The sequence below is a fragment of the Streptomyces sp. NPDC014907 genome, assembly GCF_055562975.1.
Genome location: NZ_JBVHEG010000003.1, coordinates 503,626 through 516,397 on the forward strand (window position 1 = coordinate 503,626; position 12,772 = coordinate 516,397).

Annotated in this window: 12 protein-coding genes and 1 pseudogene; 10 read left to right on the forward strand and 3 right to left on the reverse strand. The window is 73.8% G+C overall.

Features of this window, described 5'->3' with window-relative positions; all coding sequences use genetic code 11:
* Positions 1–16: 16 nt before the first annotated feature.
* The gene (locus ACZ3IL_RS11475; protein WP_467388984.1) at positions 17–1,003 is read right to left on the reverse strand and encodes an ATP-binding protein; all 987 of its coding nucleotides are present in this window, start codon (positions 1,001–1,003) and stop codon (positions 17–19) included.
* Between the two features lie 102 nt (positions 1,004–1,105).
* Here ACZ3IL_RS11475 and ACZ3IL_RS11480 point away from each other — a divergent pair, with 102 nt between their 5' ends.
* Positions 1,106–1,924, forward strand: coding sequence for a Fic family protein (locus ACZ3IL_RS11480; RefSeq protein ID WP_467388986.1), 819 nt, complete (start codon positions 1,106–1,108; stop codon positions 1,922–1,924).
* A 363-nt stretch (positions 1,925–2,287) separates the two neighbouring features.
* On the opposite strand, the gene ACZ3IL_RS11485 is transcribed toward ACZ3IL_RS11480, so the two are convergent.
* Positions 2,288–3,154, reverse strand: a complete 867-nt coding sequence (locus ACZ3IL_RS11485) for an HAD family hydrolase (RefSeq protein WP_467388988.1) — start codon at positions 3,152–3,154, stop codon at positions 2,288–2,290.
* Between the two features lie 578 nt (positions 3,155–3,732).
* On the opposite strand from ACZ3IL_RS11485, the gene ssd reads away from it, so the two are divergent.
* The 7 genes and pseudogenes from ssd to ACZ3IL_RS11520 form a co-directional block, all read left to right on the forward strand.
* Positions 3,733–4,848 carry a septum site-determining protein Ssd gene (gene ssd, locus ACZ3IL_RS11490; RefSeq protein WP_467388990.1) on the forward strand — a complete coding sequence of 372 codons (1,116 nt, stop codon included), beginning with the start codon at positions 3,733–3,735 and terminating at the stop codon, positions 4,846–4,848.
* The gene (locus ACZ3IL_RS11495) at positions 4,845–6,020 is read left to right on the forward strand and encodes a TadA family conjugal transfer-associated ATPase (protein WP_467388992.1); all 1,176 of its coding nucleotides are present in this window, start codon (positions 4,845–4,847) and stop codon (positions 6,018–6,020) included. Before ssd ends, ACZ3IL_RS11495 begins: the two co-directional genes overlap by 4 nt.
* Complete coding sequence (locus ACZ3IL_RS11500; protein WP_467388994.1) at positions 6,017–6,886, forward strand: type II secretion system F family protein; 870 nt, start codon at positions 6,017–6,019, stop codon at positions 6,884–6,886. Before ACZ3IL_RS11495 ends, ACZ3IL_RS11500 begins: the two co-directional genes overlap by 4 nt.
* A complete protein-coding gene (locus ACZ3IL_RS11505; RefSeq protein WP_467388996.1) occupies positions 6,883–7,653 on the forward strand; it encodes a type II secretion system F family protein in 771 nt (256 codons plus the stop codon). The genes ACZ3IL_RS11500 and ACZ3IL_RS11505 overlap by 4 nt, the downstream gene beginning before the upstream one ends.
* A 106-nt stretch (positions 7,654–7,759) precedes the next feature.
* On the forward strand, positions 7,760–7,996 hold the full coding sequence (locus tag ACZ3IL_RS11510; protein WP_467389298.1) for a DUF4244 domain-containing protein: 237 nt from the start codon (positions 7,760–7,762) through the stop codon (positions 7,994–7,996).
* Positions 7,983–8,435: a TadE family type IV pilus minor pilin gene (locus ACZ3IL_RS11515; protein ID WP_467388998.1), complete on the forward strand. Its 453-nt coding sequence runs from the start codon at positions 7,983–7,985 to the stop codon at positions 8,433–8,435. The genes ACZ3IL_RS11510 and ACZ3IL_RS11515 overlap by 14 nt, the downstream gene beginning before the upstream one ends.
* Before the next feature lie 142 nt (positions 8,436–8,577).
* Positions 8,578–8,775, forward strand: a pseudogene (locus ACZ3IL_RS11520) (Rv3654c family TadE-like protein); the annotation flags it as partial.
* A gap of 178 nt (positions 8,776–8,953) precedes the next feature.
* Here ACZ3IL_RS11520 and ACZ3IL_RS11525 read toward each other — a convergent pair.
* A complete protein-coding gene (locus tag ACZ3IL_RS11525; RefSeq protein ID WP_467389000.1) occupies positions 8,954–11,494 on the reverse strand; it encodes a DEAD/DEAH box helicase in 2,541 nt (846 codons plus the stop codon).
* An 80-nt stretch (positions 11,495–11,574) separates the two neighbouring features.
* Here ACZ3IL_RS11525 and ACZ3IL_RS11530 point away from each other — a divergent pair, with 80 nt between their 5' ends.
* Together ACZ3IL_RS11530 and ACZ3IL_RS11535 are read left to right on the forward strand one after the other, a co-directional pair.
* Entirely contained in the window at positions 11,575–11,928 is a 354-nt protein-coding gene (locus tag ACZ3IL_RS11530; protein ID WP_056569340.1) for an STAS domain-containing protein, read from the forward strand.
* 15 nt (positions 11,929–11,943) lie between these two features.
* Positions 11,944–12,402 carry an ATP-binding protein gene (locus ACZ3IL_RS11535; protein ID WP_467389003.1) on the forward strand — a complete coding sequence of 153 codons (459 nt, stop codon included), beginning with the start codon at positions 11,944–11,946 and terminating at the stop codon, positions 12,400–12,402.
* Positions 12,403–12,772: the final 370 nt, after the last annotated feature.

Genomic DNA, 12,772 nt, shown 5'->3' on the forward strand with positions numbered 1-12,772 from the left:
ACCCGGGCGGAAGCCGTCAGCCGGACTGCGAGACGGCCACCGGCTCACCGAGCACGAAACCGGGGTCGACCTGCGCCGCCAGGTCGGCCCCGGTCTTGGCGTTGCCCCAGCTCTCCGCGTTGCGCAGGTGGAAGTGGACCATCTGGCGCGTGTAGCGCTCCCAGTCACGCCGGGAGTACGAGTCGTCCACCGCGTCCTGGAGGGCCTGGAGCGCCATGCGGTTCTCCGCCTCCAGGAGTTCGAAGCGTGGCGGGCGGCCCTTCTCCATCGCGCGGACCCAGTCCGAGTGGCCCACGGTCACGAGGAGGTCCTCGCCGACCTCCTCGCGCAGGAAGTCGAGGTCGTCCTGGCCCTGCACCTTGTTGCCGACGACCCTGAGCGCGACGCCGAAGTCCCGTGCGTACTCCTTGTACTGGCGGTAGACCGAGACCCCCTTGCGGGTCGGCTCGGCGACCAGGAAGGTCATGTCGAAACGGGTGAACAGGCCGGACGCGAAGGAGTCCGAGCCCGCCGTCATGTCGACGACCACGTACTCGTCGGCACCGTCGACCAGGTGGTTGAGGCAGAGTTCCACCGCTCCCACCTTCGAGTGGTAGCAGGCGACCCCGAGGTCCGACTCCGTGAAGGGTCCGGTCGCCATCAGCCGGATCTCTCCGTCGTCCAGCGGGACCGGGCGCGCGCACGCCTCGTAGACCGGATTGTCCTCGCGGACCCGCAGCAGCCGCGAACCCTCCCCGGGCGGCGTCGTCTTGATCATCGTGTCGGCGGAGACGATCCGCGGGTTGGTGCCCCGCAGGTACTCCTTGATGAGCGGCAGGTGCGCGCCCATCGCGGGCAGCGCGGCGGCTTCGGCCTCGGAGAGGCCGAGCGCGGCGCCCAAGTGCTGGTTGATGTCGGCGTCCACGGCGACGACGGGGGCTTCATTGGCGGCGAGGTGGCGGATGAAGAGCGAGGACAGCGTGGTCTTGCCGCTGCCGCCCTTCCCCACGAAAGCGATCTTCATGTTCACCTAGGGTAGCGGCATGATCGCTCGGTGTGGCCGGAGTGCGTGAAGAAGACCACTCCATCGTGGGGCGGGGCCCCCGGGCGCGTAGCCTCCCTACTTATGAGTACGCACGCCTCTGACCCCTTGGCCGCCCTCGGTTCCCTCCCGGGCGTCGCCGAAGCGGTGGACTCGGTACGCAAGGCCGTCGACCGGGTCTACGGCCACCGCGTGATGCGCCGTCGCAGCAACGAGATCTCCTCCGAGGCGGCGCTGCGCGGGGCGCGCGGTTCGGCGGCCCTGTCCGGTGCCGACTGGGCGCTGGAAGAGGTCCGGCGGCGCACGGACTTCAGCGGCGACCCCGAGGCCCGCACGGTCGGCGCAGCCCTGCGCCTGGGGGCCGAGGCCGGGCAGCTCCTCTCCATCTGGCGTCAGTCGCCGCTGCGGGTGCTCGCCCGTCTCCACCTGGTCGCCGCAGGTGAACCGGGCGACTCGGTGGGCCGGCCCCGGCTGGACGGCGAGGAGGTCGACGAACCGCTGGTCGAAGGCCCCGTCCCGACGCCCGCGGAGGTGGCCGGACGGCTCGACGGCCTCGCGGAGCTGATCGTCGCGGGCGGTGAGGCCCCGGCGCTCGTGACGGCCGCCGTGGTCCACGGCGAACTCCTCGCACTGCGCCCCTTCACCTCGTACAACGGCCTGGTCGCCCGGGCCGCGGAACGGATCGTGCTGGTCGGCAGCGGTCTCGACCCCAAGGCGATCTGCCCGGCCGAGGTCGGTCACGCGGAACAGGGACGGGCGGCGTACCTCGCCGCGTTCGAGGGATACCTGTCCGGCACCCCGGACGGCGTGGGCGGATGGATCGCGCACTGCGGGCGTTCGGTCGGGCTGGGGGTCCGGGAATCGACGGCCGTCTGCGAGGCGCTCCAGCGCGGCGCGGCCTGAGGACCCTCCCGCGGACCACCCCGGCCCGGGGTGTGGACGCCGGATCTGCTCCCGGGCCCGCCCTCATTCCCGGAAAGGGGTGCGGCGGCACCTCTTCAGGTACCGCCGCCGGCACGTCCGTCCAGTTACCAAGCGTCCTCGATAGGTGCCCATCAGGCCGGGTGCTTTGCCCGTGGCCTGGTGCGGCTGGCCCGTAATCGACGGGTCGACGTCGCGTGGGTGCCGGATTTCCGTGCTAGGTCCGTGGGGCCTTCTTGCTCAACAGGTGATCCTCTCGGATGCCTCAGGTCTCGCGGGCCTGCTTCCTTTGTACTCCTCCCGGGATGGAAGCGAAAGTGCTGATTCCGCTTCTCTTCCCCGGGCTCAGAACCGGGCGGAAGCGGCCGTTCGACGGGCGGCGGAGGTGACCTGGCGGCGCCGGGCGGCGTACCAGACGATCCCGGCCCCGACCGCCGCCGCTCCCACGGCCGCCGCGGCGACGAGCGCGGGCCGGGGCGGCATCCGGAACGCGGGAAGCCGCTGCTTGAGCCGGACCGGCTTGTCGAAGACCAGGACCGGCCACTCCTGGGCGACGGCCTCGCGGCGCAGCGTCCGGTCGGGATTGACCGCGTGCGGGTGGCCGACGGCCTCCAGCATGGGGATGTCGGTCGCCGAGTCGCTGTAGGCGTAGCACTGCGACAGGTCGTAGCCCTCCGACTCCGCCAGCTCCCGGACCGCCTCGGCCTTCGTCGGACCGTAGGCGTAGTACTCCACCTCTCCCGTGAAGCATCCGTCCTCGCCGACCACCATGCGGGTGGCGACGACCCGGTCGGCTCCGAGCATCTCGCCGATCGGCTCGACCACCTCGGCGCCGGAGGTCGAGACGATGACGACGTCCCGGCCGGCGGCGTGGTGGGCCTCGATGAGAGAGGCCGCCTCGTCGTAGATGATCGGGTCGATCAGGTCGTGAAGGGTCTCGGCGACGAGTTCCTTCACCTGGGCGACGTTCCAGCCTTTGCAGAGCGCGGAAAGGTATTCACGCATCCGCTCCATCTGGTCGTGATCGGCCCCGCCCACCAGGAAGACGAACTGGATGTAGGCCGTTCGCAGGGCGGCGCGGCGGCTGATCAGCCCGCCCCGGTAGAAGGACTTGCTGAAGGTCAGCGTCGAGGACTTCGCAATGACCGTCTTGTCCAGGTCGAAGAAGGCGGCTGCGCGCGGCAAGGAGTGGTTTTCCACGACCCCGAGCATAGGTGCCCGCCATTCGGCGTACGCTGGAGCGCGTGGGTTTGCCTGAGAAGGCTCTCGGGTACACCATGGAAGTCACGGATCGTTCGCGACCGTGCTACCCCGGTCCGACTCCTCCCCCCCCCGAGTCGGCCGGAGAAGACGACCCCCGCTCTCCCCCCCGGCGGGGGTCGTCGCATGTCCGGAGCCGTTTTCGGCAGGTGCGGCATGGCCTTCTCCCTCCTTCACGCCTCCCGGCCGCGGATCGGACGAGAGGGTGGCGCGGCCTTGAATACTCACTCAGAGTAACTGACTTGCTGCGTTCCGGGCAGGTTCCGGCAGGGTGGCGAAGTTATTCACAGGGCCGCCCTTATCCACAGTTTTTCGGCGAGGTCCCCATGATTTCCGGGGCGGCCCCACGGTGATTCCTGTCGCGAAGTTCGCGGACGGCAGGAATCACCAGAGGAGCGTGTGCCATGGGGGCATCCAGGACTTCCGGCGCCGGGACCAGGAGGACCGGGACCACGGGGTGGGGCTCTCCACCGGGCCCGGCGCCGGACGGAGCGGCTTCGACGGAGGCGCGCGGCACGGCGGGGAGAGCCGTGCGAGCCCGGGACGCGGGAGTAGGCGGCACGGAGTCCCCGGAGGCCGGCGAGGCGCGCCGGGCCGGACCGCTGATCGTCACCGAGGACCTCGGCCTGCTCGACGACCTCCTCCGGCTCTGCGCGGCGGCCGGGGTCGACCCCGAAGTGCACCACCGGGTGCCCGAACGGCGGACGAACTGGACGGACCCGCCCCTCGTCCTGGTGGGCGACGACTCCGCGGCCCGGTGCCGGGGGGCCGTGCGGCGGCCCGGAGTCGTCCTCGTCGGCCGTGAACGGGACGATCCGGGGATGTGGCGGCTGGCCGTCGAGATCGGCGCGGAGTGCGTGCTGCGGCTCCCGGACGCCGAGAGCCTTCTCGTCGACCGCATCGCCGACGCGGCCGAGGGGGCGGGCCGGCAGGCGCTGACCGTCGGCGTCGCCGGAGGACGGGGAGGAGCGGGTGCCTCCACCCTGGCCTGCGCCCTCGCCCTCGCCGCCGCCCGGGCCGGACGGCGCACCCTGCTCGTCGACGGCGACCCGTTGGGCGGCGGTCTCGACGTGCTGCTCGGAGGCGAGCGCGAGGAGGGCAGACGCTGGTCCGACTTCGCGGCCTCGAAGGGCCGGCTGGCGGGAGGCGCCCTGGAGGAATCCCTGCCCTCCGTGCGGGGAGTCCGGGTGCTCAGCTGGGGAAGGGACCCCACGACGCCGGTGCCGCCCGTGGCCGTACGGTCCGTGCTCGCCGCCGCACGCCGCCGCGGCGGGGTCGTCGTGGTCGACCTGCCGCGCGGCGGCGACGAGTCGACCGTCGAGGCCATGGCCCAGCTCGACCTCGGGCTGCTCGTGGTCCCCGGGGAATTGAGGGCCGTCGCGGCGGCCCACCGGATGGCGTCCGTCCTCGGCGTGACCGTGCGCGACCTGAGGGCCGTGGTGCGCGGCCCGTACGCGGGGGGACTCGACGAGCGGTGGATCGCCGACGCGCTGAGACTGCCCCTCGCCGGAGAACTCCCCCACGACCCGGGAATCGTGGCGGACCAGGACGCCGGGGTTCCCCCGGGCGCCGAACCCCGGGGGCCGCTCGGCCGGTTCTGCACCGCCTTCTGGGAGCGTGCGCTCGCGCCCGGCGGTGCGGCATGACCGGGACCTGGGGCGAGAGCGGCGGGGCGGGCCTCCTCGACGCCGTGCGACAGCGGCTCGCGGCGAGCGGGGCCGAGCCCACCCCGGCCCGGGTCGCGGCCGCGCTGCGGGCCCAGGGCCGGCTGCTCGGTGACGCGGAAGTCCTCGGGGCCGCGGAGGAGCTGCGGTGCGAGCTGATCGGTACCGGCCCGCTGGAACCACTGCTCGCCGACCCGGCGGTCACCGACGTCCTGGTCTCCGCACCCGATCTGGTGTGGGTGGACCGGGGAGCCGGTCTCGAACGGGCCCCGGTGTCCTTCCCCGACGCCGCCGCCGTGCGCAGGCTCGCGCAGCGGCTCGCGGCCGTCGCCGGACGCAGACTCGACGACGCCCGGCCCTGGGTGGACGCCCGGCTTCCCGACGGCACCCGTATGCACGCGGTGCTGCCGCCGGTGGCGGTCGGCTCGACCTGCCTGTCGCTCCGGGTGGTCCGCCCGCGCGCCTTCACCCTGGAGGAACTGGCCGCGGCGGGCACGGTGCCGCCCGGCGGCTCCCCGGTCCTGCGGGCCCTGATCGACTCCCGGGTGTCGTACCTCGTCAGCGGCGGCACGGGAACGGGGAAGACCACGCTCCTCGCCTCCCTGCTGGGACTGGTCGGGGAACGGGAACGGATCGTGCTCGCCGAGGACTCGGCCGAGTTGCGGCCGGACCACCCGCACGTGGTGCGTCTCGAGGCGCGGCCCGCCAACCAGGAGGGCGCCGGACTCGTCACCCTGCGGGACCTGGTCCGGCAGGCACTGCGGATGAGACCCGACCGGTTGGTGGTCGGCGAGGTGAGGGGCGGGGAGGCCGTGGACCTCCTCGCGGCCCTCAACACGGGCCACGAGGGCGGGTGCGGAACCCTCCACGCCAATACGGCGGCGGACGTTCCGGCACGGCTCGAAGCGCTGGGCACGGCGGCCGGACTCGACCGGGCCGCGCTGCACAGCCAGTTGGGCGCCGGGCTCTCGGCGGTGCTCCACCTCGCACGGGACCGGGACGGCCGGCGGCGGATCGCCGAGATCCACGTCCTGGAACGCGACCGGGACGGGCTGGTCCGGACGGTTCCCGCACTGCGCTGGAGTGCGTCCGGGTTCGAGCGGGAGCGGGGCTGGGGACGGCTGGACTCGCTGATCGGAGGGGGAGCGCGGTGACGACGGTACTGGAGCCGACGCGCGGTGCGGCGGTGTTCTGCGCGGGCCTCGCCCTGTGGTGGGCGGCCGAGCGGCGGCGCGGAACGGGCCGGGTGAGGTCGGTGCTGGCGGATGGAATGCCGGAGGGCACCGGCAGGGGCGTGGCCTGGCGGGCGGCGGCCGTACGGCGGTGGGCCCTGCTGAGGGAACGGCGCGCGTGGCTGTGTCTGCCGTTCGCCGGGGCCCTCGCCCTGCTCGGCGAGTCGCCGCTGCCCCTGGTGGCGGGAGCGCTCGCGGTGCCCCTGGTCGGGCGGCGTCTGCGGGCCGCCGCTCTGCGGAGGGAACGCGAAGCACGGGCCGAACGGGTGGTCGCCCTGTGCGGGGCGGTCGTCGGGGAGCTGAGGGCCGGGTGGCAACCGGCACAGGCGCTGTCCTTCGCGGCCCGGGAGACGGGTGCCCTGGGCGGAGAGGAGGCGGGGGTGCTCGCGGCGGCGCGGTTCGGCGGAGACGTACCGGAGGCGCTGCGGAGAGCGGCCCGGCAGGACGGGGCCGACGGCCTCGCGGGCATGGCGGCCTGCTGGCAGGTGGCCGTGGACGGCGGCGCGGGCCTGGCCGCCGGACTCGACCGCCTGGAGGGGGCCCTGCGGGGCCACCACGAGCAGCGCGAGCGGCTGCGGGCCGAGCTGGCCGGAGCCTGGGCCACGGTGGCCGTCCTCGCGCTGCTCCCGGCGGCGGGACTCGCCCTCGGATCGGCACTCGGCGCCGAACCGCTGCGCGTCCTGCTCCACACCCCGGCGGGCCTGGGCTGTCTGGCCGTGGGCGGCGCTCTGGAGGCGGCCGGACTGTGGTGGGCCGCGCGGATCGTACGGGGAGGGGAACGGGCATGACGGCGGACGGCACCGGGCCCGTGGTGCTCATGACGGTGGTGGTGTACCTGTGCGCGCGGGGCGTCCGGGAGGTGCTGCGCGAGGTGCGGGCGCGCCGGACACGCCGACGGGTGAGGAGCCTCCTGGGGATGCCGTCCCCGCGTCTTCGACGGGTCCGGGCGGGGGTGCCGCCGTGGGTGGGGCACTGGGCGGTGCCGTTCGCGGCGGCCGGACTCGGCTGGGCCCTCTTCGGCGGGATCGCCGGCCCGGGCGCCGGGGCTCTGCTGGCCTGCGGGGTACGCGGCCGGATTCCTCGACCGCGGACATCGGGGGCGTCGGACGGGGAGGAGGCGGTGCGCCACCTTCCGCTGGCGGCGGACCTGCTGGCGGCGTGTGCCGCTTCGGGTGCCGGCCCCGGAGAGGCGGCGGAGGCTGTGGGCCGGTCGCTGGGTGGCCCACTCGGAGCGCGCCTCACCCGCACGGCTGCCGAACTGCACCTGGGCGGTGAGCCGGCCGAGGTGTGGCGGAGGTTCGGCGCGATACCGGGCGCTGCGGGACTCGCCCGCTGCATGGAGCGGACGAGTTCCTCGGGAGCCCCCTCGGCGGAGGCCGTGGCCCGGTACGCCACCGCGCTGCGAGCGGCCCGCTCCCGTACGGCGGCCGCGAGAGCACGCCGGGCGCAGGTCCTGATCAGCGCGCCCGTGGGGCTCTGTTTCCTGCCCGCCTTCCTGGCGGTGGGGGTCGCCCCGGTGGTGATCGGCCTCGCGACGGGCCTGCTGGACCGATGAGCACGAGACGCACACGACGACGGACATGACGTCCGGACAAGACGAACACGACGAACACGACGAACACGACGAACACGACGAGACGAAACGGGACGAGGAGAACGGCATGGCAACGGTGACGACGACAGTGACGGCGACGACGGTCAGGGCGCGGGTCGGCGGCTGGTGGCGGGCACGACGGGAAGCGGCGCGTCGTGACACGGGGATGACCACGTCCGAATACGCGGTGGGGACGATCGCCGCGGCGGCGTTCGCCGCGGTGCTCTACAAGATCGTGACCAGCGGAGCGGTCTCGGGAGCCCTGGAATCGGTGATCGGGAAGGCCCTCGATGCGCCGTTCTGACCGGAGCTCCTCCGACCGGGGCTTCGTGACCGTGGAGGCGGCGATGGTCCTGCCCGTCCTGGCACTGTTCACGGTGACCCTGCTCTGGGCCCTGGCCGCGGCCGCCGCGCAGATCCGGTGCGTGGACGCGGCGCGGGCGGGAGCGCGGATGGCGGCCCGCTCGGAACCGGTGGCCTCCGCCGAGGGAGCCGCGCGGGCCGCCGCGCCCGAGGGCGCCCGGGTGTCGGTGATCCGGGCGGGGGAACTGTGGCGGGTGACCGTGGAGGCCAGGGCCCCGGGGCCTCGCGGCCTGGGCCTCACCCTGCGGGCGGACGCGGCGGCGCTGGCGGAGGACACGGAGCCGGTGGAGACCGTGGAGCCGGTGGAGGGCGAAGGAGCGGAGTTCGGGGTTCCCCGGCCCGGCGGCCCCGGGGCGGAGGCCGCTCGTGACGACCGGTGAACGGGACGGCGGGCGTGTCCGCATTCGTATCCGCATTCGCATCGGCATCCGGGTTCGGCACCGGGACCGGAGCCGTGCCCGTGCCGGTGACCGGGGCGCGGCGACCGTGTGGACGGCGTTCGCGGCCTGTGCGCTGTGCGTGGTGTTCGGGACGGTGCTCGCGCTGGGACAGGCGGTGGCGGCCAGACACCGGGCGGGCGGGGCCGCCGACATGGCTGCCCTCGCCGCCGCCGACCGCGCTCTCCGGGGGGAGGAAGAGGCGTGTGCCGCCGCTTCCCGGGTGGCCGGCGCACAGGGGGCCGAACTGGTGCGGTGTGCGGTGCGGGGCGAGCTGGCCGAGGTGACCGCGCGCGTCGTACGCGGTCCGTACCGGCCGGAGGTCAGGTCCCGGGCGGGCCCGTCGGAGTCCCGCCCGGCGGCGCTTCCGGGCCCGGCGGCACCGCCGGAGCCCCTGGAACCGCTGGGGCTCCCGGGCCCTCCGGCCGCTCCGGACCTCCCGGCCGTTCCGGACCCTCTGGTTACTCCCGGCCCCCCGGCCGTGCCGGTCCCCCCGGCTCCCGCGGGTGTCCCGGACCAGCCGGGTCACCTGGATCTCCCGGGCTCTCCGGACCGCCCGGGGCCTCCCGGAGGAACTCCGTGAGGAGGCGGATCGCGCCGCGTTTGTGGAGGGGGTCGTTCCCGTTGCCGCACTTCGGCGACTGGATGCAGGAGGGGCAGCCCGCCTCGCACTCGCACGAGGCGATGGCCTCCCGGGTCGCGGTCAGCCAGGCGCGGGCCGTGTGGAAGGCCCGCTCGGCGAAGCCCGCACCGCCCGGGTGCCCGTCGTACACGAAGACGGTGGGGAGCAGGGTGTCGGGGTGGAGCGGTACGGAGACGCCTCCGATGTCCCAGCGGTCGCAGGTGGCGAAGAGCGGCAGCATGCCGATGGAGGCGTGCTCGGCGGCGTGCAGGGCGCCGCCGAGGATCTCCGGGTTGATCCGGGCGGCGTCGAGCTGGTCCTCGGTGACCGTCCACCACACGGCCCGGGTGCGCAGGGTGCGGGGCGGCAGGTCGAGCTTGGTCTCGCCCAGCACCTCGCCCGTGATCAGCCGGCGGCGGAGGAAGGAGACGACCTGGTTGGTGACCTCGACGGAGCCGTAGCAGAGGCGGCCGGCCCCCCAGGGGATCTCGGCCTCGGTGTCGAGCACGGAGAGGGAGGTGGTGTCGCGGGCGGTGGTGGAGTACGGCGGGACGGCCTCCTCCACGAGGGCCACGGAGTCCTCGAGGTCGAGTTCCCGCACCAGGTAGGTGCGGCCCTGGTGGAGGTGGACGGCGCCCTCGTGGACGGCGGTGTGGGAAGCGGCCTCGTCGACCGTGCCGAGGAGGCGGCCGGTCCCGGCCTCCACGATGCGGACGGGGCTGCCGCCGCCGCCCCGGATGTCGGTGAGGTCGGCGGCGCGCTCGCGGCGGGTCCAGTACCAGCCGGTGGAGCGACGGCGCAGCAGGCCGGCCGCCTCCAGCTGGGGCAGCAGGTCGGGGACAGCCGGGCCGAAGAGGGCCAGGTCCGGTTCGGTCAGCGGCAGCTCGGCGGCCGCGGCGCACAGATGGGGGGCGAGGACGTAGGGGTTGTCGGGGTCCAGGACGGTCGACTCGACCGGCTGGTCGAAGATCGCCTCCGGATGATGGACCAGGAAGGTGTCCAGTGGGTCGTCCCGGGCGACCATGATCGCGAGGGCTCCCTCTCCGGAGCGGCCGGCACGGCCCGCCTGCTGCCACAGGGACGCCCGGGTGCCCGGGTAGCCCGCGATCAGGACGGCGTCCAGGCCGGAGACGTCCACGCCCAGTTCCAGGGCGGTCGTGGCGGCCAGGCCGAGGAGTTCCCCGGAGTGCAGGGCGCGCTCCAGGGCGCGGCGCTCCTCGGGCAGGTAACCGCCGCGATAGGCGGCGACGCGGCGGGACAGGGCGCGGTCGGTCTCGGCCAGTCGTTCCTGGGCGATCACCGAGATCAGTTCGGCGCCCCGCCGGGACCGGACGAAGGCGACCGAGCGGACGCCCTGCCGGGTCAGGTCGGTCAGCAGGTCGGCGGTCTCGGCGGTGGCGGTGCGGCGCACGGGGGCGCCGCGCTCGCCGTGCAGCTCGGTCAGCGGCGGCTCCCACAGGGCAAAGACCAGCTCGCCCCGGGGGGAGGCGTCGTCGGAGACCTCGGTGACCGGAAGGCCGGTGAGGCGGCCGGCGGTCCGGGCGGGGTCGGCGGAGGTGGCCGAGGCGAGGAGGAAGACCGGTTCGGAGCCGTACCGGGCGCAGATCCGCCGCAGGCGCCGCAGCACCTGGGCGACGTGGGAGCCGAAGACGCCCCGGTAGGTGTGGCACTCGTCGACGACGACGTAGCGCAGGGCACGGAGGAAGGAGGACCACCGGGGATGGGAGGGGAGGATGCCCCGGTGCAGCATGTCGGGATTGGTCAGCACGTAGTTCGCGTACTGCCGGACCCATTCGCGTTCCTCCACCGGTGTGTCGCCGTCGTAGACGGCGGGGCGGACGCGATGGCCGAGCGGGGCGGACAGCTCCCGCACGGCGCGCCGCTGGTCGGCGGCGAGGGCCTTGGTGGGAGCGAGGTACAGGGCGGTCGCCCCCCGGCCGTTGGGGGCCTCGGAGCCGTCCAGGAGGGTCGTGAGGACCGGGGCGAGGTAGGCGAGCGACTTGCCCGAGGCGGTACCGGTGGCGATCACCACGGATTCGCCGTCGAGGGCGTGCTCGGCGGCCTCCGCCTGATGGGCCCAGGGGTGCTCGATCCCGGCCTCCTCGATCGCGGCGATCACCTCCGGGCGGATGCGGTGCGGCCAGACCGCATGACGGCCCGCCCGGGCGGGCATGTGCTCCGTATGAGTGATGCGCGCGGCCCGGCTCTCACCCGAGGAGAGCCGGTCGAGGACCAGGCCGGGAGAAGGGCGGCCGCCTTTGTCCTCGGCGGGGCGAGTGGATCGGTGATTCCTGGGCATTGGCATCGAGTGTGTCACTGCCATGACGGACAATGCTTCCAAGGCGTCGTGCATGGCTGCTGGTAAGTGATTGAATGCCATCGCGGCTGGCGATCCGTTCCTCGGCTCCGTCCCGGAGACCCGAGAGGATGATCGCCCGATAGCAAGGTGCTGGAGGATCCGTGGACCTGTCCCTGTCGACTCGCAATGTGACCGGTGCTGGCGGTGACCGTACGGTCGTCGAGGTCGGTGGCGAGATTGATGTGTATACCGCGCCCAAGCTGCGCGAGCAGTTGGTCGAGTTGGTGAACGACGGCAGTTACCACCTGGTCGTCGACATGGAGGGCGTGGACTTCCTCGACTCCACCGGCCTCGGCGTGCTCGTCGGCGGCCTGAAGCGCGTGCGGGCCCACGAGGGCTCGCTGCGTCTGGTCTGCAACCAGGAGCGCATTCTGAAGATTTTCCGGATCACGGGTCTCACCAAGGTGTTCCCGATCCACACCTCGGTCGACGAGGCCGTCAACGCCGTCGACTGAGCCCAGGGGGTTCGCATGGCCACCGTTGAACTCCGTTTCAGCGCTCAGCCCGAGCACGTCCGGACGGCCCGCCTGGTGGCGGCCGCGGTGGCGCGCCGGGCGGGGGTGGACGAGGCGGCCCTCGACGAGGTGCGCCTCGCCGTGGGCGAGGCGTGTTCCCGTGCCGTCGGACTGCATCGCAGCAACGACGTCACGACCCCCATCCGGGTCGTTCTGACCGAGGAGGAGAAGACGTTCTCCATCGAGGTCGGCGACGAGGTGCCGGGCGCGGGAGTGGCGGCGGCCGATGCCGTCGGGGTTCCCGGCGCGCGGTCCGCGGCGCCGGCCGAGGAATTCGACGACGCCGACGGTGAGGACGAGATGGGCCTCGCGGTGATCCGTGGGCTCGTCGACGACGTCGAGGTGAGCGCCGGGGCGGACGGCGGCACCATCCGGATGACCTGGCCGGTGAGCCCGGTGGGCGTCCTGTCCTGACCGGGGTGCCGCGCGGACCCCGGGAGTGGCAGCGGCAGTGACGGAGGGGCCCCGCCGAGCGGGGCCCCTTTCGTTTTCCTTGAAGACGGACCCTTTTTCTTTGAAGACGGGCCCTTTCCGGCGACGGGCCGCCCGCCCGGGGGAGGCGGCCGGCCCACGGCGGCGTGCGTTTCCCTCCCGGGAGTGACGAGGCCGCCTCCTTCGCCGCGGGCGAAGCAGAACGACGACGGCTCGCCCGTACGCGGGTGCCTGCCCCGGCCGCCGCCGCGTACCGACGCCCGCCCGGCCCCGTCCCAAGAAGCTCTTCGCAGGGGTGTTCTGACGTGTCGTCCGTCTCATTCCGCAGGACCGCGAGGGGTGCGTGAGAGGC